The sequence below is a fragment of the Bartonella tamiae Th239 genome, assembly GCF_000278275.1.
GTDB lineage: Bacteria > Pseudomonadota > Alphaproteobacteria > Rhizobiales > Rhizobiaceae > Bartonella > Bartonella tamiae.
In genome coordinates, this window is sequence record NZ_JH725147.1 from 1 (window position 1) to 24,844 (window position 24,844).

The 24,844-nt window shown below is 38.5% G+C and carries 30 protein-coding genes and 1 tRNA gene; 6 read left to right on the top strand and 25 right to left on the bottom strand.

The genetic code is table 11. From position 1 onward, the window contains the following. Positions 1–440 precede the first annotated feature (440 nt). Positions 441–2,411: a peptidoglycan DD-metalloendopeptidase family protein gene (locus ME5_RS00005; protein WP_008037204.1), complete on the top strand. Its 1,971-nt coding sequence runs from the start codon at positions 441–443 to the stop codon at positions 2,409–2,411. Here ME5_RS00005 and ME5_RS00010 read toward each other — a convergent pair. The 3 genes from ME5_RS00010 to ME5_RS00020 form a co-directional block, all read right to left on the bottom strand. Beyond that, positions 2,408–3,781: a sensor histidine kinase gene (locus tag ME5_RS00010; RefSeq protein ID WP_008037205.1), complete on the bottom strand. Its 1,374-nt coding sequence runs from the start codon at positions 3,779–3,781 to the stop codon at positions 2,408–2,410. The two genes, ME5_RS00005 and ME5_RS00010, sit on opposite strands and share 4 nt — an antisense overlap. A gap of 285 nt (positions 3,782–4,066) precedes the next feature. Beyond that, the gene (locus ME5_RS00015) at positions 4,067–4,621 is read right to left on the bottom strand and encodes an RNA polymerase sigma factor (protein ID WP_008037206.1); all 555 of its coding nucleotides are present in this window, start codon (positions 4,619–4,621) and stop codon (positions 4,067–4,069) included. Positions 4,622–4,624: 3 nt separating this feature from the next. Beyond that, positions 4,625–4,831, bottom strand: a complete 207-nt coding sequence (locus tag ME5_RS00020) for a NepR family anti-sigma factor (protein WP_008037208.1) — start codon at positions 4,829–4,831, stop codon at positions 4,625–4,627. A gap of 175 nt (positions 4,832–5,006) precedes the next feature. On the opposite strand from ME5_RS00020, the gene ME5_RS00025 reads away from it, so the two are divergent. The 4 genes from ME5_RS00025 (at position 5,007) to ME5_RS00040 (ending at position 8,167) form a co-directional block, all read left to right on the top strand. After that, a complete protein-coding gene (locus ME5_RS00025) occupies positions 5,007–5,801 on the top strand; it encodes a response regulator (RefSeq protein WP_008037217.1) in 795 nt (264 codons plus the stop codon). A 20-nt stretch (positions 5,802–5,821) separates the two neighbouring features. Next, a complete protein-coding gene (locus ME5_RS00030; RefSeq protein ID WP_008037219.1) occupies positions 5,822–6,838 on the top strand; it encodes a sensor histidine kinase in 1,017 nt (338 codons plus the stop codon). 200 nt (positions 6,839–7,038) lie between these two features. Beyond that, a complete protein-coding gene (locus ME5_RS00035; protein ID WP_008037221.1) occupies positions 7,039–7,365 on the top strand; it encodes a hypothetical protein in 327 nt (108 codons plus the stop codon). Positions 7,366–7,645: 280 nt separating this feature from the next. Then, positions 7,646–8,167 carry an AI-2E family transporter gene (locus tag ME5_RS00040; RefSeq protein WP_008037223.1) on the top strand — a complete coding sequence of 174 codons (522 nt, stop codon included), beginning with the start codon at positions 7,646–7,648 and terminating at the stop codon, positions 8,165–8,167. Positions 8,168–8,238: 71 nt separating this feature from the next. Here the strand turns inward: ME5_RS00040 and clpB are convergent, their stop codons facing one another. The 10 genes from clpB to ME5_RS10585 all read right to left on the bottom strand — a co-directional run bounded on the left by clpB (position 8,239) and on the right by ME5_RS10585 (position 17,052). After that, on the bottom strand, positions 8,239–10,842 hold the full coding sequence (clpB, locus tag ME5_RS00045; protein WP_008037225.1) for an ATP-dependent chaperone ClpB: 2,604 nt from the start codon (positions 10,840–10,842) through the stop codon (positions 8,239–8,241). Between the two features lie 408 nt (positions 10,843–11,250). Then, complete coding sequence (gene yacG / locus ME5_RS00050) at positions 11,251–11,445, bottom strand: DNA gyrase inhibitor YacG (RefSeq protein WP_008037227.1); 195 nt, start codon at positions 11,443–11,445, stop codon at positions 11,251–11,253. Beyond that, positions 11,442–12,095 (bottom strand): Maf family nucleotide pyrophosphatase, encoded by a 654-nt coding sequence (locus ME5_RS00055; protein WP_008037230.1) that lies wholly within the window; start codon positions 12,093–12,095, stop codon positions 11,442–11,444. The genes yacG and ME5_RS00055 overlap by 4 nt, the downstream gene beginning before the upstream one ends. Before the next feature lie 11 nt (positions 12,096–12,106). Next, positions 12,107–12,325 carry a translation initiation factor IF-1 gene (gene infA / locus ME5_RS00060; RefSeq protein ID WP_008037232.1) on the bottom strand — a complete coding sequence of 73 codons (219 nt, stop codon included), beginning with the start codon at positions 12,323–12,325 and terminating at the stop codon, positions 12,107–12,109. A 140-nt stretch (positions 12,326–12,465) separates the two neighbouring features. After that, positions 12,466–12,909, bottom strand: a complete 444-nt coding sequence (locus ME5_RS00065) for an arsenate-mycothiol transferase ArsC (protein WP_008037234.1) — start codon at positions 12,907–12,909, stop codon at positions 12,466–12,468. 1 nt (position 12,910) lies between these two features. Beyond that, a complete protein-coding gene (locus ME5_RS00070) occupies positions 12,911–13,381 on the bottom strand; it encodes a UPF0262 family protein (RefSeq protein ID WP_008037235.1) in 471 nt (156 codons plus the stop codon). 43 nt (positions 13,382–13,424) lie between these two features. Continuing rightward, complete coding sequence (hisD, locus tag ME5_RS00075; RefSeq protein WP_008037241.1) at positions 13,425–14,741, bottom strand: histidinol dehydrogenase; 1,317 nt, start codon at positions 14,739–14,741, stop codon at positions 13,425–13,427. A gap of 36 nt (positions 14,742–14,777) precedes the next feature. Beyond that, positions 14,778–15,221: a DUF2948 family protein gene (locus tag ME5_RS00080; RefSeq protein WP_008037242.1), complete on the bottom strand. Its 444-nt coding sequence runs from the start codon at positions 15,219–15,221 to the stop codon at positions 14,778–14,780. Positions 15,222–15,477: 256 nt separating this feature from the next. Then, the gene (gene murA, locus ME5_RS00085) at positions 15,478–16,767 is read right to left on the bottom strand and encodes a UDP-N-acetylglucosamine 1-carboxyvinyltransferase (RefSeq protein WP_035000423.1); all 1,290 of its coding nucleotides are present in this window, start codon (positions 16,765–16,767) and stop codon (positions 15,478–15,480) included. Between the two features lie 135 nt (positions 16,768–16,902). Then, on the bottom strand, positions 16,903–17,052 hold the full coding sequence (locus ME5_RS10585) for a hypothetical protein (RefSeq protein ID WP_008037244.1): 150 nt from the start codon (positions 17,050–17,052) through the stop codon (positions 16,903–16,905). 189 nt (positions 17,053–17,241) lie between these two features. Here ME5_RS10585 and ME5_RS00090 point away from each other — a divergent pair. Further along, positions 17,242–17,316: transfer RNA gene (locus ME5_RS00090), tRNA-Thr, on the top strand. A gap of 25 nt (positions 17,317–17,341) precedes the next feature. On the opposite strand, the gene ME5_RS00095 is transcribed toward ME5_RS00090, so the two are convergent. From ME5_RS00095 to ME5_RS00150, 12 genes are all read right to left on the bottom strand, one after another. Beyond that, positions 17,342–18,370 (bottom strand): site-specific integrase, encoded by a 1,029-nt coding sequence (locus tag ME5_RS00095; protein WP_008037245.1) that lies wholly within the window; start codon positions 18,368–18,370, stop codon positions 17,342–17,344. A gap of 156 nt (positions 18,371–18,526) precedes the next feature. Next, positions 18,527–18,892, bottom strand: a complete 366-nt coding sequence (locus tag ME5_RS00100; protein WP_008037246.1) for an HNH endonuclease — start codon at positions 18,890–18,892, stop codon at positions 18,527–18,529. Next, complete coding sequence (locus tag ME5_RS00105; protein WP_008037247.1) at positions 18,892–19,095, bottom strand: hypothetical protein; 204 nt, start codon at positions 19,093–19,095, stop codon at positions 18,892–18,894. Before ME5_RS00105 ends, ME5_RS00100 begins: the two co-directional genes overlap by 1 nt. Continuing rightward, complete coding sequence (locus ME5_RS00110) at positions 19,092–19,541, bottom strand: hypothetical protein (RefSeq protein ID WP_008037249.1); 450 nt, start codon at positions 19,539–19,541, stop codon at positions 19,092–19,094. The genes ME5_RS00105 and ME5_RS00110 overlap by 4 nt, the downstream gene beginning before the upstream one ends. Beyond that, positions 19,538–19,660: a hypothetical protein gene (locus ME5_RS10825; RefSeq protein ID WP_280641506.1), complete on the bottom strand. Its 123-nt coding sequence runs from the start codon at positions 19,658–19,660 to the stop codon at positions 19,538–19,540. Before ME5_RS10825 ends, ME5_RS00110 begins: the two co-directional genes overlap by 4 nt. Before the next feature lie 92 nt (positions 19,661–19,752). Continuing rightward, a complete protein-coding gene (gene ssb / locus ME5_RS00120; RefSeq protein ID WP_008037253.1) occupies positions 19,753–20,223 on the bottom strand; it encodes a single-stranded DNA-binding protein in 471 nt (156 codons plus the stop codon). Next, positions 20,223–20,852, bottom strand: a complete 630-nt coding sequence (locus ME5_RS00125; protein ID WP_008037255.1) for a lambda exonuclease family protein — start codon at positions 20,850–20,852, stop codon at positions 20,223–20,225. The genes ssb and ME5_RS00125 overlap by 1 nt, the downstream gene beginning before the upstream one ends. Further along, positions 20,845–21,588, bottom strand: a complete 744-nt coding sequence (locus tag ME5_RS00130) for an ERF family protein (protein ID WP_008037257.1) — start codon at positions 21,586–21,588, stop codon at positions 20,845–20,847. Before ME5_RS00130 ends, ME5_RS00125 begins: the two co-directional genes overlap by 8 nt. 5 nt (positions 21,589–21,593) lie before the next feature. Beyond that, on the bottom strand, positions 21,594–21,785 hold the full coding sequence (locus ME5_RS00135; protein WP_008037259.1) for a hypothetical protein: 192 nt from the start codon (positions 21,783–21,785) through the stop codon (positions 21,594–21,596). Positions 21,786–21,808: 23 nt separating this feature from the next. Then, on the bottom strand, positions 21,809–22,141 hold the full coding sequence (locus tag ME5_RS00140; protein ID WP_008037260.1) for a hypothetical protein: 333 nt from the start codon (positions 22,139–22,141) through the stop codon (positions 21,809–21,811). 507 nt (positions 22,142–22,648) lie between these two features. Then, positions 22,649–23,587: a HaeIII family restriction endonuclease gene (locus tag ME5_RS00145; protein WP_039964344.1), complete on the bottom strand. Its 939-nt coding sequence runs from the start codon at positions 23,585–23,587 to the stop codon at positions 22,649–22,651. Then, positions 23,556–24,743, bottom strand: coding sequence for a DNA cytosine methyltransferase (locus tag ME5_RS00150; RefSeq protein ID WP_008037264.1), 1,188 nt, complete (start codon positions 24,741–24,743; stop codon positions 23,556–23,558). The genes ME5_RS00145 and ME5_RS00150 overlap by 32 nt, the downstream gene beginning before the upstream one ends. Between the last annotated feature and the right edge of the window lie 101 nt (positions 24,744–24,844).

The window sequence follows — 24,844 nt, forward strand, 5'->3', positions numbered from 1 at the left end:
AAAAAAATGCAAAAAAATAAACCTTTTTCTTAGTTTCTTATAAAAAAGCCATAAAACCATTACTTACCCAACACTTTTTCTTCAGATAATAACGAGAATATGACAATATATTGCGTTTGATGAAAAGTTTATAAAACTTACTCGTCAGATCTCAGTCTCTAATAGTGGTGGGTGACAGTTTATATTGCGCAATCATATAAAAAGAGATTATTTTTAGTATTGCCCTATTCCTATCATATTTTTCTCTTTTATATACGCTTTCAATAAGCCGTTATAGTAAAGTCCACTTTGCAACCTTTATAAGGATCTGGGTAAACAACGATTTTACTATTTTGTTTTGATATAATAATTTGTATATCTATAGCACAAAATCGAAGCCGCTTTTTAAACTTTCCTGTTTATTTAAACGCGCTTATATTTGAGTTTTTTTTGCGAGAATTATGAAAGAAAATCGACATCTGATTAAAGATCTTGGACAACAACCCGCGCTTGTTGAAAACGGCCGTCGCCAACCTGATCGACGTCAAATATCTGCACGTTGGCTGGCGGGAACAGTCTTAACGGGTCTAACATCTTGCACACTTATGGGCGTGGCACTCTTTGCTGCACTTGATGGGCGCGAGCAACTCTCTTTACCGCAACTGCAATTGGCTCAAATAGAAACACTTTCAATTGAAGCCAAAGAAAGCGATGAGGGCAAAGTTGATCGAATCGCTCAAACCTTGCCGCGTCAAACATTTGATGATCGTCGCCGCTTTGATTTATCTATCATGCAAAAAGACGGTGAAAGAGAAGTGATTCGTACCCAACCATTTGAATTGGTACGTATGGCTTTAGCTGAAGACAGACCCGAAAAATATAAATATCCCGCTTTTAATGCGCTTACAATTTTTGCGAATAAGACATCGAAAGAAGAAATTAAGCCCGAAACAAATTTACAAATTTATGGAGCAAAGATTGAGTCCGAAATTTCACTAAGAAATATTGATTTATCGCAAGACACAATAAAAAATCATGCATCCGACACTCTTTCTTCAGATGAAATTGAAAAAAGCATTCGTGCAAGCGGTTTATTATTAGATAATAATATTTTACGAGTTGCTGCCCTCAACTACATTGATCCTGAACAATTTAACAATTTACAAGGTTCAATCAATCTTTCTGATGTTCCAGATGTGCGCATTATCCAAGAAAATGTGAGCATTTCACCACGTATCGTAAACGAGGAGAGCTCCGAAGGATATTCGGAAGATCTCATTCCTTTTCGTAAAAAACAAACATTTATAGATGCACTCAATGACGCCAATTATAGTGGAGAAGATGTAATAAAAATATCTGAAGCTTTAAGCAAATTTAACGGTTCAGATGCATTAAATGCCGGAAATGTCTTACGCATTGGAATTGAATCCAAACCAAGCGGTGATCATCTTGTTCGTGCCAGCATATATAATGGTATGCATCATGAAATTTCCATTGCACTGAATGATCAAGGACATTTTGTGGAAAGTACTGAGCCAGAAATGTCACAAGCTTTAAAAACTGCTTTTGAGGGAGGCGTGCCTCTTACAAATGTTGCGGCATCGAAATTACTTAAAGTTTATGATGCGATTTACCGAGCTGTTTTAAGTTATGATATGCCCCAAGAAACGGCACAGCAACTTATCAATGTATTGGCAAATGACGTTGATTTACAAAGTACTGTTTCTTCGACCGATATGTTGGAAGTATTTTATGCTGTTCCAGATAAAGACAACAAAAAAGACGCTGAGCCCGAAATACGTTTTGTAAGTGCAACATTTGGCGATGTTACACGCAAATATTATCGCTTCCACTCTCAAGATGGCACTGTTGATTTTTATGATTCTGAAGGGCGCAGCTCTAAACAATTTCTTTTAAGAAAGCCTGTACCCAACGGACGATTTACTTCTCCATTCGGGCCACGTCGACATCCAGTTTTAGGTTATGTAAGGATGCATACAGGTGTTGATTGGGCCGCTCCACGCGGTTCGCCGATCATTGCAGCAGGTGATGGTATTATTACAAAGGCAAGTTATACAAGAGGTTATGGTAACCACACAGAAATTCGCCATGCCAATGGTTATGTCACGTCTTATTCGCACCAAAATGGTTTTGCAGCAAATATAAAACCTGGTGTTAAAGTACGCCAAGGTCAAATCATTGGCTATGTCGGATCAACGGGTCTTTCAACAGGCGCACATTGCCACTTTGAAGTTGTTGTAAATGGAACAAAAGTTGACCCGATGCGTATCCGTCTTCCAGACAATAAATCTCTTAAAGGTCAAGATCTTGTCGCTTTCAAACGAGATCGTGATAGCATTGATTCTTATATTAATGGGCAAGGAGATCAAAAGCTTGTATCTGTTGCCAGCGTGAATGATAAAGATTCTTAATGTGACGAAATAATATTGAGTTTGGGTAATGGAATAACTACGCGTGTTCCGCCTTTTGATGAATGGTTAAAAATTGGTTTTTCACCAAATTGCATGCATAATTGTTGAATAACGAGTTTCCCTAATCCATCATTTGGTTGGCTATTTGATATATCAAATCCTATTCCATCATCTTCCACAATAAGTGCTTTTTGACCTTTATGGTTGTCATCACTTAAATCTGAATTATTGACACATTGAATATCACCAAAAGAAATTTTAATTTTTCCTGTTTTTTGATTCGGAAAAGCATGTTTTATAGAATTGGTAAGCAATTCACCCAAAATGATTCCTAATGTCGTTGCATCTCGGGAAGATAAATGACAGTCTTCAAAATGTGTTTCAATTTGAACTTTTTCACGTAATTCCATAGGAAGTCCAAGCTCCACGTCATTAACGACAGATTGTAAAAACTCAGCCAATGGTGTGGTTTCCATATCATCACCCAAACGCAAACGACGATGTGCCGCAGATATGGTTTGTATGCGATCACGTGCCGCACTTAATGCAGAGCGAACTTCTGGATTTTCACTGCGATTAAATTGCAATCCTAAAAGGGAAGAGACGGTTGCTAAAGAATTCCCAATTCGGTGGCTGGCATCTTGAAGTAATATTTCAACGCGGAGACGCTCTCTTTCGGCATGATTGCGTGCAGCTTCTAATTCTTGCGTGCGCTCCCGAACTCTTTCTTCCAAAGCGATATTTTCACTATGCAATAAAAGTTGATAAGTTTTTAACTTTGTAATATCACGACGAAAACGATTGATCACAGCATAAGCAAGCACAAATGTACTGATAACAGAAACCATAGCCGCTAATGTTAATGCAGCGCGCAACTTTGCAATACCTGCACGGCGGTTTTCACGCGATTCATTGTCACCAGAGAAAAAAGACGTAATCAGTGTATTTAACCGATCAACATTTGGGTGATCATCATTGCTTTCAATCGGTATTTCTGACATATTTTTTTGAAGTGATATGCCTTTTGAATTTATTTTTTGTACTAAAAGATTTTGATTTAAATCAACTTCTTTTTTTAAAGCATCATACCACTTTTCCCAATCAGGATTTGTATGTGCAATCATAGAGATGTAATCCATGACATCATTTAATTTTTGTGAAATTATCTGAAATTGATCATAGTTTTGTCGGCTACCGTTTATCGAAAAAGTCCGTTCTAAACTATTCAGCTCTATAAGATGGATGAGCACCATATCAGACTGTTCACGTAACTGTGAACTCGTTGCAATCCTCGCAATTTCCCTATCAACCGCACTTGAAAGCAAAAAAATCAATACCGATGCAATTAAAACCAACAAAAGAGAAACCATGATTGCTGCTCTTCTCCATTTGGAGGTCGTTGTGTGTTGACGTACACTCTTTGATAAATCTACCGACTCACTCATCTTCTCCCCATCATCCAACATGTTTGCATTGCTTCGTTTGCAATGCTTCCATATGACTTGACCAATCTGTCACCATGTAGAGGCAATAAACATAACTTTTCTTTCGGTTAAGATATGGCGCTTATAAAAAAAGCAAGACTAAGATAAATTTAAATTTCTTTTCTCTAAAAGTAGAATGAAGGAAAAAATGTACAGCTAATCTGTTGTTATCTATTGATTAAATGAACGCAGTGTTGCCCCTGCTGAGTAAGAATCAGGGCCATAATCTGACTCACCATCAACTTTTAATATTTCTTGTAATCGATTGCGTGCACGACTGACACGACTTTTAATAGTACCAACAGCGCAATCACAAATCTCTGCTGCATCTTCATAAGAAAAACCGGAGGCACCAATCAAGATAATTGCTTCTTTTTGATCATCAGGCAACATGTCCAATGCCTTTTTAAAATCTTGCAAGTCAAGAGAGCCATATTGTGCTGGATGAATAGCCATATTTTCAGTAAAAATACCATCACTATCTTGGACTTCACGTCCCTTTTTACGCATTTGGCTATAAAATTCGTTGCGTAATATTGTAAACAGCCATGCTTTCATATTGGTTCCCAATTGAAAACTGTCTTGTTTTGCCCATGCTTTCATAATGGTATCTTGCACCAAATCATCGGCTTTATCATGCTTACCGCTTAAAGAAACTGCAAAAGCGCGCAAGGCAGGCAAAATAGATAAAAGTTCGCGTTTAAAATCTGTTTTTGCGTCACTCATCTTTTATGTGCCCTTCTCCTCATTATTGTGGTGAGCTTTTTCTGCTCGATCAAGCTTTTCCAGCAAATCAAGGAAACGGTCAGGTATTTCTTCTTCTTGGATTGCAGTGTAAAACTGCTTCAATTTTGATGCTATCTCGCTATGTGATCCAAGGATTTCATCATTCAAAGTGGGATCTTCAACGCGATTTTTATCATGGCTCTCATACATACTTAACCTCATAAAACTCATTTATTGATCCCGCAAAATTAACGCGCCTTTAACAAGAAATATAGTGCTAACAAGAAATATAGTGCTAAAAAAAAAGTTCCAAGGGGATGAAACTTTTTTAATCTTTCTACGTTATTGAGTAATTATACGCTTTCAGGGGCAGAAGGAGTTTTTTATGCCATTATCAACCCGTATCGCACCAAACTTACCTTATCTTAGACGTTTTGCCCGTGCGGTTACCGGATCGCAATCATCCGGAGATGCCTATGTAGCGGCGATGCTTGAAGCATTGATTGCAGATATCGGAATTTTCCCCGAATGTACAAACAATCGCATCAGTGTTTATAAATTATTTTGCCAACTTTTTGATCAAACAACACCGCAAATTGCAGAGCCATTACCACAATTCGATCTTGAACAAAAAACCAGAGCGAAGCTGTCTCATTTAATGCCACGTGCAAGACAAGCTTTTCTTCTTATCGCAGTTGAAGGTTTCAATGAACAAGAGGCCATGGAAATTCTTCAGCTTTCACTAAACGATTTTAGAGATCTTTTAAGTGAAGCTTCACGCGATATTTCCCAACAAGTAGCAACGCGTATTATGATTATTGAGGACGAACCGCTTATTGCCATGGATATAGAGCAGCTCGTTGAAAGTCTTGGGCATCAAGTTGTGGGCATTGCAAGAACACGTGATGAAGCGGTAAATCTCTATAAAAAACAGCGCCCCGGCATGATCCTTGCCGATATTCAACTGGCTGATAATAGCTCTGGCATTGATGCAGTTAATGATATTTTGGAAGCCGATGAAATTCCTGTCATTTTCATCACCGCATTTCCTGAGCGTCTTTTAACAGGTGAGCGTCCAGAGCCAACATTTCTTGTTACAAAGCCCTTTAATCCAGACATGGTAAAGGCACTTATTTCACAGGCACTCTTTTTCCAAGAAAATGCATCGAAAGTGGCTTAAGAAAGGCAAATAAGCGAAATATGGCTATAACGTCTCATTCTGCTCCTCTTATGGATAAAGCCCATGTTAGTGCCTTGATGCAAGCTATTCAGGGAGCAGAAATTTGCGTCCTTTATCAATCCGTTGATCTTATACACCGTTGGGCAGAAAATCTGCCTGATATTTTAAAAGAAAAGTGGTCAATAGGGTGCCGTGATAGTGACTTTTTATCAGTTGATCAGTCTGAGATGATAGAAACATTAAAGTTGCAAGTCTTAGCAACGGGCAAAAGACAAACACTTGAAGTTCGTTTTGAAGATAGTGCCCGACAAATTATCTGGTATAAATTTTCTATTGATTGTCACCGCGATGAGCATGGGGATATTATTGGTGTATTAACCACAGGCGTAAATGTATCTGAACTCAGACGACGAGAACAAGTTCTAAAAGTGCTTCTTCGCGAAGTTAGCCATAGATCAAAAAATCTTTTAGCCATTATCCAAAGTATTGCAGGACAAACAGCGCGTCATAGCGGAACAATTAAAGATTTTTTACTTAAATTTCGTGGACGTATTCAATCATTGTCCCACTCACAGGACCTTGTAACAGACTCAGACTGGCGCGGCGCACAATTTCATGAACTATTGCGTACGCAAATAGCTGGCTATTTTGACACAGATAATTGTCGATTTAGTGTAGAAGGCAAAGATCCCTATCTTTTTCCAAGTGCGGCTTTGCATATTGGTTTGGCGTTTCACGAGCTTATTGTCAATTCACTGTCTTACGGTGCTTTATCACAAGCCAATGGACGTGTCGTCGTTTCAAGTCAAGTCGAGTATAAGGAAAAAGAAACCCCCAATCTTATCATCTCATGGCTCGAAATTTTTGACAGTTTAAATGCGCCCACCAAAGAGCATAAAGCCAGTTTTGGCAGTGCTGTTTTAGAAAAAATAGTTCCCACATCTGTCAATGGCACGGCATCCTTAACATTCCGCGATAATGGACTTTATTACGAATTAACAATTCCAAATACGTATTTCGACATTTTCCCAGAATAAATATCTCACTATTATCTTTAGAAGACACTTAAATACTCATTTGCAACAAAACAGACGCTAGTGTCCTTTCATCATTAATGATTCAAATATTTTCATCATTCAGGGATAATATTTCTTACGGAACTATATTTTATAACAATGGTTTAGAACATAGAAGCACTACCAAAAACTTTTTTGTATACTAAACTAGGAATGTCATTATGAATTCATTGATTGCAATTATGCTACTTGTCACATGCAATGATGACTTTTCACTATGCGAAATGCCTAACGAAAAAGTGGATGTATATCCAAATCATGCGATCTGCGAGGACAGTATCAATAAACGCTTAAAGGATATGACATTCAAAGGTGAGCAAATTTTTGCTCAATGTGTAGCAACACAAGATTATGAGTTGAATAAGTATTTAACACTGTATTGGCATGTCAATAAAAGGGGTGATTTTAAAGTATCACTAAAAAGTAAAACTAAAAATGACACGCCCTTTATTGTATCAGCTGAAAATCTAAAAAAAACTGGTGCTTAAATTTTTCAATCTTATAACACACTCTGTACGTTTTCAAAAATGCATAGATTACATTAAAAATAAGCATAAAGCAAAATTAGAAGAAAAGATGAATGATGGTCGAATTGACCATGCACTCTTTTAATATGATGATCACATCAAAGATATGGCGTATTCATATGATGTATGACAATTAAAGATTGATTTACCATCTGATTTATAAACACACTTTTATTGATATTTTTATTGAAACACACCGCTGAAACACGTAAATGCGATCAAACCTTACTGGGAGATTGCCATGAATGACGACTATAATTCCAATTATAACCAAATGGGATATCAAGACGCTTATGATCCGCAAAATCCTTATGAAAAACCCTTAGATCCCGCTGTTGAAAGGGTAAGACGCAAATTGATGCGTTTAATGATTATATCCGTCTCAGTAACCATGCTACTCATTGTTGCGGTTCTCATTGCCGTTATCTATAAAGTTATAACCCCACAAACAGAAAAAAAAGCAAATGAAGTTACACCAATATCTGAATTAACCCCTGATATTAAGACAGAAATTCAAACATTGCCGCCAGAAATTCCTAAGTTTATTAATCGTACAATTGCACTGCCAGAAGGTACACGCATCTTATCACAAAGTCTTTCAGGCAATTTAATTGCTTTAGAAACATTAACACCCGAAGGTGGAACTGAGATGATCATTTATGACTATAAAAATGGTCATCTGATTGCTGGTATTACTTTGGGCACCTCTTCAAATGCAGAGCGCCCTATGGCTATGCCTGAAACACCATCGAATGAAAAATAATATAAAGTTTTATTATTTATTAATATGCATCTTATGAAAAAGCCCGCCTAAAGCGGGCTTTAATATGTTTTTCATTGTCCTTCATCAATAGGATGTTCTGGCGTTGGCTTAAAATTAAGCCGATCAGACCCGCGCGTGATTTTCACTGTCGATCCATCAAAAATATCACCAAGAAGGAGACGCTCTGCAAGGGGATCTTGGACTTCTTTTTGAATAACGCGTTTTAATGGTCTTGCACCATAGGCTGGATCATAACCTTTATCAGCCAAAAATTCTCGTGCATCGTCTTCTATCAACAAATGAATTTTGCGATCGGTGAGCAAATTTTGTAAACGCTTGAGCTGAACCTCAACAATTGCACCCATTTCTTTACGATGAAGGCGATGAAAAAGAATAATTTCATCCACGCGATTGAGAAACTCAGGTCGAAAGGCCGCCTTTACCACGGCCATCACGTCTTCACGTGCTTTATCTGCGTCATCGCCATCACCTAAAGCTGTTAAAAATTCTGAGCCAAGATTTGATGTCATGATGATCAATGTATTACGAAAATCTACCGTCCGCCCCTGACCATCTGTCAAACGTCCGTCATCAAGCACCTGCAATAAAACATTAAACACATCAGGATGTGCTTTTTCAATTTCATCAAACAAAACAACCTGATAAGGTCGCCGTCTTACAGCTTCTGTCAACGCGCCTCCTTCTTCATATCCAACATATCCTGGAGGTGCCCCAATTAAACGGGCAACAGAATGTTTTTCCATATATTCAGACATATCAAGACGCACCATAGCTGTTTCATCTTGAAAAAGAAATGAGGCAAGTGCTTTTGTCAATTCCGTTTTACCAACACCTGTTGGTCCTAAAAAGATAAAAGAACCAATGGGACGATTAGGATCTTGCAAACCTGCTCGGGCACGTCTTACAGCACGAGAGACAGCTTGAACGGCTTCTCCTTGACCAATCACGCGTTTTCCGATTTCGTCTTCCATGCGCAATAATTTTTCACGCTCACCCTCAAGCATCCGATCAACTGGAATGCCTGTCCAACGCGAAATAACTTGCGCAACATGATCAGGTGTCACAGTTTCCTCAACCATTGAACCTTGATTTTCTTGACTTTCAGCTTCGTCGAGTTGTTTTTCTAAATCAGGAATAATGCTATATGACAACTCACCAGCACGTTGAAACTCCCCTTGACGTTGCGCAACAGCTAATGCGTTGCGCGCATCATCAAGTTGTTTCTTTAAATCTGCAGCATGTCCAAGTTTTTGTTTTTCTGCTTGCCACTTTGCCGTGATCTCATTGGACTCTTCTTCCAACTCTACCAGTTCATTTTCAAGCTTTCCCAATCGATCTTTTGAGGCAGTATCAGTTTCTACTTTTAAAGCCTCACGTTCAATTTTTAACTGTAAAATACGTCGATCAATCTCATCCAGCTCCTCTGGTTTGGAATCAACTTGCATTCGAAGCCGTGAAGCCGCCTCATCAACAAGATCAATCGCTTTATCAGGCAAAAAACGATCGGTAATATAGCGATTAGACAATGTCGCAGCTGCGACAAGTGCTGAATCAGAAACACGAACTTTATGGTGCTGTTCATATTTTTCTTTAATGCCACGTAAAATAGAAATTGTATCTTCTACGCTTGGCTCATCAACAAAGACAGGCTGGAAACGACGTGCAAGCGCTGCATCTTTTTCAACATATTTGCGATATTCTTCTAAAGTCGTTGCACCAACACAATGCAGTTCGCCACGCGCCAATGCGGGTTTTAAAAGGTTTGATGCGTCCATCGCACCATCCGTTTTTCCTGCCCCAACCAAAGTATGCATTTCATCAATAAACAGAATAATCTCACCATTTGCAGATTGAACTTCTGTTAAAATTGCTTTCAAACGTTCTTCAAATTCGCCACGATATTTCGCTCCAGCAATCAATGCTCCCATATCAAGAGCTAAAAGTGCTTTATCGCGTAATGTTTCAGGAACATCCCCATTCACAATGCGTAATGCTAAACCTTCAATAATTGCAGTTTTACCTACTCCTGGTTCACCAATTAAAACGGGATTATTTTTTGTACGCCGTGACAAAACCTGAATCGTTCTGCGAATTTCTTCATCACGACCAATAACAGGGTCAAGTTTACCTTCTCGCGCATCTTGTGTTAAATCACGTGCATATTTTTTCAACGCATCATATTGTGCTTCTGCATTGGCAGAATCAGCTGTACGCCCTTTTCTCATATCGTTAATCACCTTATTCAAATCTGTAGACGCGACACCATTTTCAGATAAAATATCCGATGTCTTTGCTGACTTTTCCATAAGCAAAGCCTGCAATAAACGCTCAACAGTAACAAAACTGTCACCAGATTTTTCTGCCAATTCTTCTGCTTTTGTAAACACTTTTGCCAATGGCTGCGACATATAAAGCTGCCCATTTCCACCACTGACTTTTGGCAATGCTGATAAAGCCTCGTTTAAGCTTGTTTTCACAGCTTTTAAGTCGCCTCCTGCTTTTTCAAGCAAAGAAGCGCATAATCCATCATTATCATCCAGCAAGACCTTTAAAAGATGTTCAGGTAAAAATTGTTGATTATCTGCGGATAATGCATAATTTTGTGCTGACTGTAAAAAACCTTGCACCCGTTCTGTATATTTTTCCAAATTCATCATTGTCTCCTTTATACCTATAACCCGTACTGGCATTATAAGATTACAGTGACTGGCTCCCAATTTGGCAAGCCATTCTGTCTTTTTGATATGGGATAATCAAAACCAACCGACAAGGTCTTACTTGATGAAAGTTAAGCAAAAATAACAAGTTCTTATGCACAAAGGTGTGATGATTTTAATGAAAAAAGTAAAATTTTAAAATTTTATATCGATTATAAACGAAATACTGATCAATTGTGGTAAACATTAAAATTGGAGAAATTTTTAAATAAATTTTCAAAGAATGATATCTTGAGCACATAAATGAAAAGCACAATTGAGTTTTGTGTTATTTTATTATTTCAATATGAGATGAAGTTTGTATATGAAAATAAAATAGGTTTTCAATAACCAATTGGTGTAAATTCAATCTTCCTCATCTGCTTGATCAAGAGATTTTCCAGGCAAAATATAAGAACCAGATAGCCATCTATTAAGATCCACTGCACGACAACGAGCTGAACAAAATGGGTAAAATTCACGCTTTGAGTCCTTACCACATTCAGGACATGGGTGCGGCGGTCGCAAAGGCGTTATCTTATCATCACTTTTATTCGTCATGACAAATCTTTTTCACTCCAATGAGCAAAAACAGGATAGTTTTGGCTTTTTAAAAGTTCCATTGTTTCTGCAAGAGGAAGACCAACAACGTTAGAATAAGAGCCAACCAATTGAATGACAAAACATCCCGCGCGCCCTTGTATGGCGTAACCACCAGCTTTTCCCTGCCATTCATCAGAGGCAAGATATGTATCTATCATTTTTGTAGTTAAGCGTGAAAAACGCACACGTGTTTCAACCAATTTGACTTTTTTTTTGCCTTTTGCATTCATGAGACAAATTGCTGTATGAACCTTATGGGCTCGCCCTGATAAAAGGCGTAAACACGCGCGTGCTTCTGCCATATCAATCGGTTTGGGCAAGATACGTCGCCCAACAGAAACAACCGTGTCGGCAGCCAAAACCAGCGCATCAGAAAATTGCGATAAGGAATGAATAGACTGCGCGCTTGCTTGAGCTTTTTCAATTGCTAAGCGTTTTGCCAAAAATCGTGAATTTTCAGCTTTCTTGGGTGTTTCATCAATATGGGCAGGATGCAGATGATCTGGCGTGATGCCAATTTGATCCAACAACATTAAACGCCTTGGTGAAGCAGAAGCCAAAACAAGTTTTACAGTTGCTGTTGCACGATCATCTGGCATAAAAGACATCTAGTTTAACGCTATTTATAGCGATAGGTGATCCGACCTTTTGTCAGATCATAAGGTGTCATTTCAACCATAACTTTGTCACCCGCAAGAACGCGAATACGATTTTTACGCATGCGACCTGCGGTATGCGCAATAATTTCATGCTCATTATCCAGTTTAACGCGAAACATTGCATTGGGCAATAATTCCGTAATGATACCAGAAAATTCCAAAACTTCTTCTTTGGCCATAAATTACCTATATATTGATTGCTTCATTAAGTACAGTGATGACAAACACAATGTTTGACTTTCCATTTGGCGCGGAACCTAGCGCATTCAAGCGCATTTGTGAACAACCGAATTTGTCAAATGTATAATTTTATGCTTTATTATTTTTTAAATCGTTCATTTATCCGTTTTTTCAAGGTTTCACGCACATCACGATAGGCATTTAAGATGTGTTCACGTGATCCTGTGGCAAGAGACGGATCTGGTATGGGCCAATATTCAACATTGACCCAATAACTGCGCATTTCTTCCAATACGGCATTATGAGCTTGTGGTGTCAAAGTCACAACCAGATCAAAAAAACCATCTGATAATTCTTTTAAAATACGCGGATGATGCGGACTGGTTGAAAGACCATCTTCTTTAATAACAAAATCCACGAAAAAATCACGTTTACCTTTCATCAAACCAGCAGAAGACGTATAAAGATCAGGGAAAATTTTTCGTGTTAAAGCTTCTGCAAGAGGTGAACGAATGGTATTCATACTACACACAAATAAAACAGATCTTGGCAGTTTTTGATGAAACCGATGATTTTCTGTCATTTTAATCCTTCCTATGAAGAACGCAAAGCAGTGTAAAAAGACGACGGGCCGTTTTAAAATCAAACTCAATTTTGCCTTTTAGTCGATCCAGTAAAATTTGAGCCGCATCATTGTGCAAACTTCGTCTTCCCATATCAATGGCTTCAATTTTTAACGGTATTTCTGAACGAATAGCATCATAATATCCATCACAAACAAAAAAATAATCACGCACGATGCGACGCAGTGGTGTTAATGACAAAATATGTTTTGTAACCCATTCACCATCTTGTCTATAAATGTCAAAAACCAGTCTTTTTTCAATGACGGAAAGCCTTAATTTATAGGGCCCATCATGATCATCCCCTACAGGTTTAAAACGATTTTTTTCTATTAAATCAAAAATAGCAACCGCGCGCTCATGTTCAATTTCTGGAGTTGAGCGACCAATCGTTTCATCCAATTCAATATCGACAAGACGTGCGTTTTCCACTTTTCATCCTTTAACCAAAGGCATTATGAACATGACTGTTACATCAATCGACTTTATTGTCTTGGTGGGACTGATTCAGTCTTAAAGAAACAGAACGTCCATGTGCTTGCAAACCTTCTGCCTGAGCAAGTTCTATCGCAGCAGGTCCGAGTTTGAATAATTGGTCTGAATTAAGCTTTAAAAGTGAGCTGCGTTTCATATAATCAAGAACAGAAAGTCCTGAAGAAAAGCGCGCTGAACGTGCGGTGGGCAAAACGTGGTTTGATCCTCCCACATAATCACCTATAGCTTCAGGTGTATAACTGCCAATAAAGATAGCGCCAGCATTACGAATATACGCTAAAAACGCTTCCGCATCTTCAACGGCAAGTTCCAAATGTTCCGGAGCAATCCGATTAACAAGAGCTATACCCTCATCAAACCTATCCACCAAAATCACAGCACCAAAATTTTCCCAGCTTTTTTGTGCAATTTCGGCGCGTTTTAAAGTTTTCAACTGGGCATCAACCGCCTGACAAACATCTTTAGCAAAGCTTTCATTATCAGTAAGAAGAATCGATTGCGCAGACTCATCATGTTCTGCTTGTGCTAAAAGATCAGCAGCAATCCAATCAGGATTATTGTTTTTATCAGCAACCACCAAAATTTCTGATGGCCCCGCAATCATATCAATGCCAACAGTACCAAAAACCTGCCGCTTTGCAGCTGCAACATAAGCATTTCCCGGCCCAACAATTTTCACAACAGGCGCAATTGTTTTTGTACCATAAGCCAATGCAGCGATAGCTTGTGCGCCCCCAACACGATATATTTCATCTACACCAGCAAGCTTTGCCGCAGCCAAAACCAATGGATTGATGTGACCATCAGGCGTTGGCACAACCATTACAATACGTTCAACACCCGCCACTTTTGCAGGGATTGCATTCATTAATACAGAGCTTGGATAATTTGCAGTCCCACCCGGAACATATAGACCAACAGATTCGACTGCATTCCATCTCCAACCCAGTTCAACACCAAGAGGATCAACAAAAGATTCATCTTTTGGCAGTTGTTTTTTATGATAAGTGACAATGCGTTCGTGAGCAATCTTCAAGGCTGAAAATGTTTTTTCACAAACCTCACTCATTGCCTGATCAAGAATATTTTTATCAATGCGCAGAGTATTTTTATCTAATAAAATACGATCAAACTTTGCTGTATAATCAATAAGAGCATCATCACCTTTAGCTCGGATATGGGCAATGATATCACGCACAGCAGAATCAACATTTTGCGATTGCTCACGTTTTGATTGAAGGAAATTTTGAAATTTTTCTTCAAAATCATCTGATGATTGTCGCAAATATTGAACCATTATTGTGCCTATAAAACGTGATGTGTAAATATTTGACTATTGATGTTTAGGATGAGAGTGCGCCGCCCATGACGCACTAAGGTCACTTAACTGTGCTTCAATATATTCAACCTCAAGACGAATAGCCGCTTCACCTGAAAATATTAAGGTCACGATACCGGCAGGTGCTTGAGTCATTTGAAACTGGATTGTTAAAAGTGATAAAATATTATCTGGTTTTTCACGATCTATTCCGCGTGTGCTCATTTTTAAAACACGATCAAAATGCAAGGCGCAGTGGCGTCTTTCTGGAGCTTTTGGTCGCGAAAATAAGCCGCCTTTTTTTTGTTTTTCCCAAACAAAACGATTAAACAAGCCAATAAAACGTTTTTCATTCTCTTGCCAATCAATATTGCTTACTTTTACAAGAGCATCTTGTAAATGTGCAGATAAGATTTCTAAATCATCACTATCCATTGCCATTAATTTTAAAAGCGGCATATTTTGAATTCCATCTCTTCATTTAATGCTCTATCATCTACAAAGATGCTTAAGAGATCAAGCCTAAATGCACACGCAATTGAAATCGTCATTTTGCTTCATTCTTATCAGTTAAATCGGTTTAATTTTTAACACGTCTAAAGCGTCAATGGCACCTACAAACATATAGACTAGTTTCACTCTAGGCCCAAAACCTATGAACATGCACATGTTAGGATCGCGCGTGACCTACAAATCCAAATATAGTTGAAATTAATCAACCGTGAATACGTTCAATATTTGCGCCACAATTTGAAAGTTTTTCTTCCAATCGTTCAAAACCACGATCAAGATGATAAACACGATTAACTATTGTTTCTCCTTGTGCAGCAAGTCCAGCAATGACCAAAGATACCGAAGCACGCAGATCTGTTGCCATAACTTGTGCCCCTTGCAAATAATCACTGCCTGTAACAGTGGCCGTCTGTCCTGAAAGGGATATATCAGCACCTAATCTTGCCAATTCTTGCACATGCATAAAACGATTTTCAAAAATCTTTTCTGTAATGTGCGATGTCCCTTTGGCACGTGTCATTAACCCCATAAATTGAGCTTGCAAATCGGTTGGAAAACCAGGAAAAGGCTGTGTTTCAATATTCACGGGTTGAATATCATGACCATTACGAGCAACAAGGATGCCCTGATCTGTCTCTTCAATGTCAAGACCTGTTTGTTGGAGCGTTGTTAAAACAGTCCGCAAAGAATTGGCATCACCATTTTGCAATAAAACTTTGCCGCCTGTCATTGCAACAGCCATGGCGTAAGTGCCCGCTTCAATGCGGTCGGCAATAACTTTTACATGTGCTCCTGAAAGAGAACTCACCCCTTCAATTTCAAGTGTAGATGTACCTGCACCATAAATTTTTGCACCCATAGCATTAAGACAGTCAATAAGATTGGTAACTTCAGGCTCACACGCCGCATTGTGAAGAACTGTATGGCCTTTAGCAAGACTGGCCGCCATCACCATAACATGCGTTCCACCAACAGTGACTTTAGGAAAATGATAATCCGCGCCTTTTAAACCTTTTGGTGCACGAGCATAAGCATAGCCATTTTCAATACTTAATTCACTGCCCAAAGCTTCAAGCCCATGCAATATAAAATCAACAGGCCGGGTGCCAATGGCACAACCACCGGGAAGGGAAACACAAGCCTCACCCATGCGTGCCAAAAGCGGACCAATCACCCAAAAACTTGCCCGCATTTTGGACACAAGCTCATAAGGTGCGCGCGTTGTTGCAATGGTGCGCGCATTAAAATGCACGGTGCGGGAATAAGAGCTTTCTTGATGAAGACGGCGTCCATTAACAGAAAAATCAACCCCATGATTGCTTAATATACGAATGAGTTGTTCAACATCGGCAAGATGAGGAACATTCTCCAATGTCAGTGTTTCTTCAGTTAAAAGCGATGCGATCATTAAGGGAAGAGCAGCATTTTTGGCACCCGAAATCGGGATAACACCATTTAACCGTTTTCCTCCAATAATTTTTATCCGATCCACTTTTTTTGCCTTTCCAAAATTCTTGTCTTCAGCATTTTCGCGATTCGAGTTTTTAAAACGTTTCAACGATGATACAATGGACAACAATAACTCGCCAATAAAACTGCACTTTTAAACACTATATGACTATAATCTTTAAAGAGATTTGGTGTTTTTAGACACGTCTTCTTGTGTTTCTTTATTTTTATTACGCTCACGCGCTTGAGATTTTCGTTGCAAAAGATTGGCGCGCAATTGCTTAGCTAATCTTTCATTTCGGCGTTTTTGAGCCGTTGTGTCAGCCATTATTGGCCTCCTTCCACAATCAATAGACGTTTATTTGCCTTTCACAAATCATAAAAATCGTCATATCATCGTCACAAATAAATAGCCAGTTAAATACGCGTATCGTTATTTTTCTTCTCATACAAACGTTTGCATCTTGCCTAATGGCGCGCAATATGGCAGAACGCCGCCCGATAGCTGTTTTTTTAAGCTGCGGTAGCTCAGTGGTAGAGCACTCCCTTGGTAAGGGAGAGGTCGAGAGTTCAATCCTCTCTCGCAGCACCATAAAAATCAATTATTTAGCTATATACTAAGAAGTTCTCTTTAGGTTCATTGAACCTCTACCAACTTCATGAAGATCTATTTCCAAAGCACTTGCAGCGTTGCGCAAATAGTCTGGTGAAAAGCGGGCGTAAACTTTCTCTGTAATGCTTGTACTAGAATGACCAAGATATTGGGCTATTTCACTCATACTAATTCCAGCCTCAGCCATCCATACAGCGGCGGTATGTCGGAATACATGAGGTGACACATCCTCCACACAGGCATTCTTAGCGGTAGTAGCTATACCCTTTTTTATGCTCAACACCCGCTTACAATTCCATTCAATAACATAATCGCTTAAAGCCGCTTGTTTTGCCTCATATAGTGCAGCAAATAGCGTATTATTTACTGGAACAACGGCACGACCTTTACGTCTGCCATTGTCATTTGGATTACACAAAACAATCCGACGCCTCTCAAAATCAACTCTATCCCATGTCAATTCTAATAAAGCAGATATACGCGCGGCTGTAGCAAGCATCAAATGGATTGCCAATTTGATATGCGGCATCGTGGCATTTTCAAGCAATTGTAATGCTTCTTCATGTGTCAAATAACGATCTTTAGGCGCTGGTGCCTTTGGTAGCTCTATAAATGGGGCTTTTTCAATTATGCCATGCTTTGAAGCCCAGTTTAAAACTATGCGCAAATGGTTAAGCTCAGTGTGGATTGTCCCATCTGATTTGCCCTGTTTGCGTCTTTTTTCAATATAAGCGCGGGAATCAGACAAAACCAGAGATGATGCATAACGTCCAGAAAAATGTTGCTCTAAAGCTTTCCACGACCATTGCATATTATTGGCAATAACGCGTCCTACTTTTTCTTTTCTATATGAAGAAAACAGTCCATCAATTAAATCATTATTTGTTCGCGTTAGCTCCGCATAGATTGCGGGAGCAATCTTTTCAGCTTCATGCCGGTCACTAGTGTTGAGACTGTATCGTTTGCGCTTTCCTCCATATTCGAAGGTAAGAGCCAGTTTTCCCCGTAATTTTGTAATTGTCCATTCTGGCATTGCTCAAACCTCTCGATAGCGTCCCATTTAATCCGCAGCAACTTACCACCAAGGCGGAACCCTGCCAATTTATTTTGCTTGTACAGATTGTATATGTGCTTTTCTGAGCATTGCCAGCGTTTTGCAAGCATTTTAGGAGTGTAAATATCTCCCATATCATTCACCTCTCACATATTGTGCGGCAATGCCTCCACGACGTGGTGGGAGCGTCTTTGTTAATCTCTTTGGTTCTTTAGGGCGTTTGGGCATGGGGGTCTTGCTTGTTAATGTTCCCGTTGCTTTATCCTTTGCCCTGTCTGCTTTTCTAATTGAAAGAACGTCTTTCTTAGTCTTTTCATTATGACAAACATGACAAAGAAATTGTCCATTAGCCATCGTTGGCTCTCCGCCATAAGCAGCAGGTAAAATGTGATCAACTTCACCCTCACCTTGTTTCAATACCGCCTTACACTTTTCACATTTACCATTTGCACGATCACGTATGGCGTTTTTAAGCTTTCTGCTAAATTCCTTACGAACCATTATAATTCACCTTTAAGAGCTAATGTCATAAGGTGCTTATTCTCAATTGCGCCAACCATGCGCCGCCTTTGTTTTTTATAAACTTTATCACGTTCTTTATTGGCTTCTATCTCTGCCTTAAATTCTTCAAGGCTGTTGAATGGGTGACTTTTTTCTTTTGAGCCAATAACTAAGAGTAAGAAAAATCGCTTCAAAAGTTTCATGCTGCTTTCTCCCACTTTAAATCATCGGGATTTGTTAAAATGTAACCGCGTCCAGTAAAGTCGCGATAAATGTTGTCTAAAAATTGCGTGTATTGCTTAACTGTCATTAAGCGAGTGACTGAAAAATCAAATGGCACTTTCATTAATCGTGACTTTGCTTCATATGGCATAGGCATGATAATTGCGTCATATTCAGCTTTGAAAGCTTCATTCTCATTGCGTAAAATCGGAACACCATATTCAAGCTTAAACATGGCTCTCACATCTTCACTTGGCTCACCTAATTGCGGTGCAAGGTCATTAACCCACTGTCTTTGCAAACGGTTTTGATGCGTTGACCTGTGCTTGCCATTAGTGATTGTAACAGTGACTGCTCCCTTTTGATTTTCAAGAAACCTGATAAGATTTTTACGGTCACTTTCGCTTCGGATAATACGCGTTGTCATAGTACCACCTTTGAAAAAACTTTACGGCCTTCTGTCTTACTCCAAACACCAAAATGAGGCTCACCACCATACTGTCTTTTCCCGCCATGAGGCATACTTGCATAATAAGGTGCGACCATAATTCTACCTTCACTTGAAACTAAGAAGTGAGGTTGGCTAGGAACAATTCTCCATACTTCGCCAGTTGAATTAACGTTCATCTTATTGTCTCCTAAAATGGAACATCTGAATCATCAAGATCACGGCTATATCCGTTGCTCTGCTCTGCATATTGGTTGCCAATAGTTGTGCTTGTTTGCTGTGATTGTGCCGAGCGTTCGTCATTGCCGACCTTGCTATCAAGCATTTGTAGTTCACCACGGTACTTTTGCAAAACCACTTCTGTCGTATAACGATCATTGCCATTTTGATCTTGCCATTTGCGTGTTTGCAATTGACCTTCAATATATATTTTGGCACCTTTTTTTACATATTGTTCAACAACTTTAACCAGAGTATCATTGAAGATGACAATATTATGCCATTCTGTGCGCTCCCGACGTTCACCCGTATTGCGATCTTTCCAACTTTCAGATGTCGCAATACGCAGACTTGCAACCTGATCTCCTGAATTCATACGGCGAATTTCAGGATCTGCACCCAAATTACCAATTAAGATCACTTTGTTTACACTACCAGCCATTATGCGGCCTCCATATATTGCGTCTTGAGCTTCGCGCAGGTCTCATTCATTTCATCTATAAATTTTGTGACTTCATTTGTTATTTCACTGATAAGATCATCATCGCGGTTGATACGTTTTATAAAAATAACCATTTCTTCTGGAAAACGTGGGTCATAAGAAACAAAATCACACCACTTTCGACCTGTACAAGCCATTTGCCATTGCATCTGTAAAAGATATTTTCTGTTGATTTTACTGTTTAATAAGGTGTCGAGATGCGTTGCAGAATTTGGGCATTTTATTTCTAAAAGACCATCATGTGCGATCAATCCATCTGGTGATGCACCTGCTTGTGTGATAACTGGGTGATTGATAAAAGCAATTTCATCAACTTCATTTCCAGAATAAAAAGAATAAGCATTGCGCGCCTGTTCCTCTGTATCTGTTCCCCATTGCATGGCTTGGCTTATGTAAGTTTGTTCAATGCTATGTGTGACATTTTGAAGAACCAATTCAGCCATGTAGTTTGCGCGGCTGGTTGAATAACCGCTTTTTATTTTTGCTATAACATCATGAATTCTAGAAGCCGTTACTTTACCACGTCTCAATTGAAACCATTCAGGCGATCTTTGGATGATTTCAACCATGGGCTTGAGCCTTTTGAGTGATGCTCTTATTGATGGCTTTTAAAGCCTGCTCAAATTTATTTGCTGGTATATTAGCAACTGCATCAACGCCTAAATAAGCACAGAACTTGGCTTTATCGATCTCATTACGGTCAAGCGCTTCATTTAGTTTTGTAAACTGATCTTGATTGATACGATTATTATCATGAACTGATTGTGCATCATCATCTTCCGATGCCGCCAATCCAAGTGCCGCTTTAAGCGTATAACGTTCCAGATACGTAACCGTTGAACCAATGGCTTGAATACTGTTTTTATTGCCAGTATTATCATTATGAGCGGATAAACTATTTTCTTCACTATAGCCGCTTTCGTGCGATACAATACACGTTACCTTAACAACAGCACCTTCTTGAGCCGTTTTAAAACGATAGGATAAACCGTATTTTTTTAAAATCGGTTTTATCGTCTTGGCAATTTCAGCCAAATCCTCATGCATATATTGCGTTGAATTGTTTCCATTTTTATTTGTAAAGCCAATTTTTTTATTTTTTTTGATCGACGGTATTTCACCCATGGCTTTAGCCATTGCTATGTCGAATTGTCTGCGCGCTTGCATACTGTCATAACGTTCTTGTGCGTCCATAAGCTTTGTAATAATTTCGACACTGGCATTATTGGCAACAGCATTTGCCACAATTTCCATTAAACCAGATTGGTGTGTTTTTTCTTCTGACACTTGCAAAGCTTGTGACATCGCTTTTATCCTAATTTTGTTTGTTCATCGATGAGAAAGCACAAATACTCTTTGGCTTGTTCTGGCGTATCAAATGTTGAAAGACAGTAACCAATTGTGTCGTTACATTTTTCTCTTAACCAACCTGTCTTACGCACCCGTGTGAGACTATTAAGATCGTTGATCGCTTGATTTAAATGATAAGAATTGTTCATCATAAAACTCTCCAAAAGAGCCGCATTTAAGCAACTCTCTTAAAATAACCATCTGGGTCATTAGAGCCGCGACCTTCGTAAACAAAAGAACCGTCTTCATTTATCGCTTCATTTTGAAAAGCATCTGATTGTTCTAAATATTCTTTGGCTCTTAAAAACACGGTAAGATCAAAAGGCGTGTCGCTATTTGCAGAATAGCAAATCTCAAAACCTTCAAAATCATCTGCATAAATGCAATCAATTTCAGCAAATGGCTCGCCATTATCTAATCCTACGCTAAATTCAACTTTTCCGTCCAATTCAGAGATTTGACGACCATTATCGTTAAAAAGTGGAATACTATAATAAATATATGCCATTTGCTTTACTCCATTATCCTCTGCCAGATCAGCCTGCGCGTCTTCGTGGCGTTGATGATGATGTAAATTTAGTTGTATATTTCCAACTTGTCAACAATAATGTTGGAAATATACAACTAATAAATCCAACTTTTTTATAAATTATTATATTAAGCTTGTTGATAAACACGAATCACACGCTGGTTTACCGCGCGTTTTAAAAGGGATTCACAATTGGAATATTGAGATAATGACTAAACGACAGTAAAACAGCAAGAAAGCCTATATATTTTATGGCTTGCAAGGTAGCGATCTTATTATAAAGGCAATAAAAAACCCCGTATGAAACGGAACTAATATTAAGCAAATAATTAAATGTTCTTGTCTCATGCGGGTAACCCAAAAGTTTATAAAATATATGGCGTTAAAGACATCATAAGGGATTAAAAATACTTGGTCGGTATTTGAGTGAAGGATCAGACAATAAAAAACTGTGCCGAAGGGAGGACTTATATATTTAACTTCCTATTACTTAATATCAAACGTTTGCTGATAAACTTCATTTACAGGCAAACCAATAGCATTAATATCAAACTTCAATGAGGGTTCAATCTTGCTACTTGCACTATGTATTCTAAAGTTAACGCTATATCCGTGATTAAACACAACTGTTTTTGAATACTGACCGCCATTTTTGTTATTGATTGCATTGATGCTGTCTGGATATTTTGTTCTTTTTGTCGCTAATGTTTTGTTGAAGTTGAAGCCTTGTATTATTACTCGCTTTTGCCCTTCACAAATCACCTTATAAAAATCATGCTTACCAACTAAATAGGCTATGATCGATTTACAAACTTCTGCTTCTTTTGCTTTGCTTTGCTTACATAGCTTGTCAATTTCCTCCGCCCATGCATCTAAGATGGGCCAGTAATATTCATTTGCTTTGTCAACAACGTCTGACCATAGCATGGTTTTATTCGAGATTCTTCTTAGTGTTGCTAATTTATCGAATAGCGGTTTTACTCTATTCCAATAATCAACACTGCATCCATTATCATCTAAACCCCAAACCTTTATAAAATTACATTTACCTGAAAGCCTCGAATGTTTCAGCGCTTGATGATTGTGTTTACATGAAACTCCTAATACTTTACTGCCTACATATAACAATACATCTCTTACATCACCATGTTTGCCTGCGCTATCTGTATTGAACACTATTCTCTTGTCATTACTTGAGGAGATAAGCATGTTTTCTTTTTCAAGAATATGCGTTACGGCAATATCAGCAGCCTTGTTGAATGATTTTTTGGTTTTTTCATTCATTTTTCCGTAAGAAACTTCAGCAATTTTAGAAAAATGACTTTGAGAGAGTAAAGCTCCCGTTTGACTTTGCATTGAGCAACCTACAGCCCATTCAAAGGCTCTCCCAAATTCAGTCTGTGTTGGCTGTTTCGATGTTGTCATTTCTGCTTAAATCTTTTTTAATGGTTTTAGCTATCCAATAAGCCAATTTAATAGGTACAGCATTTCCTATCATTTTGTAAGCATTGCGCATATTTGTGTATACGAATTCATAATCATCTGGGAATGTTTGTATTCTTGCGCACTCACGAATAGTTAATCGCCTGTATTTATTTTCAAAGCCTTTAGCGAACTCGTACAAGTCTTGCCCTTCAACCTTCACCATTTTAGGGGCTTGCGGATGGAATGGAATGTGTCTCTCAGTTGCTAAAATAGTGTAAGACTGTTCTTCCCAAGATCGAACACGATTGCGTGACATGAATATTGGCGAATAACCACTATCCAGCAACTCGTGGTTTTTAACCTTTTTGGTAGCTCCAATTTTTAAGTTAGCCAAGTCGCCAATAGCATCACGCAATGTTGGTTTATTTCTAAGTATCTCTGGGAATTTAAAAGTTTTATTCAATGCATGATGGTAGCCTACGATAAATACACGATTCCTATCTTGAGGCACGCCATAATCGCTGGCTTTTAATAACTTCCAGCTAACGGCATAGCCCTCATTTTCAAATAATTTTATTATTCGTTTAAATGATTCAGTATTACGCGAATGAATGAAACCGTGGACATTTTCTGCAACAAAAAAAATAGGCTTAGTGCGTTTAATTACGCGCAAATATTCAAAAATTAATTTACCTCTTGGGTCATCAATGCCGCGTCTTGCACCTGCTTCTGACCATGATTGACAAGGCGGACCGCCAATAACACCTGTAATATTTTCTGGTAAATCTGTATCTGGGATGTCACAAATAGAACGACTGTCAAACTTAGCTTTTGGGAAGTATTTTTGATATGAAGGCGATATTGTTTTATCATATTCATTCGCCCAAACAGTTTTAAATCCAGCCTTTTCAAACCCAATATCCATACCACCAGCACCAGCAAATAATGAGACTAGTGACAACCGTTTTTTAATATTTTTTTTTATAGGATTAACCGTTGCTTTTTTTTTACCTAATGCGTCTGCCGCATCTTCCATTGTTGATTTTAATGCATTCGTTATGGCAGTACTTGGTTTTAGCAAATGAGCGGATCTTAACTCATGAGATGAATCAAAGCTACTTCTTTCTGCTATTTTATTAATTTTACAAGTCATCATCTGATACTGTGCTATTTTTCACTTCATTTGTGGCGTAAAAAATTAACTAGGTCAATATAATTTTATTCAGTAATGATTATTAATCTCACATATCAATAACA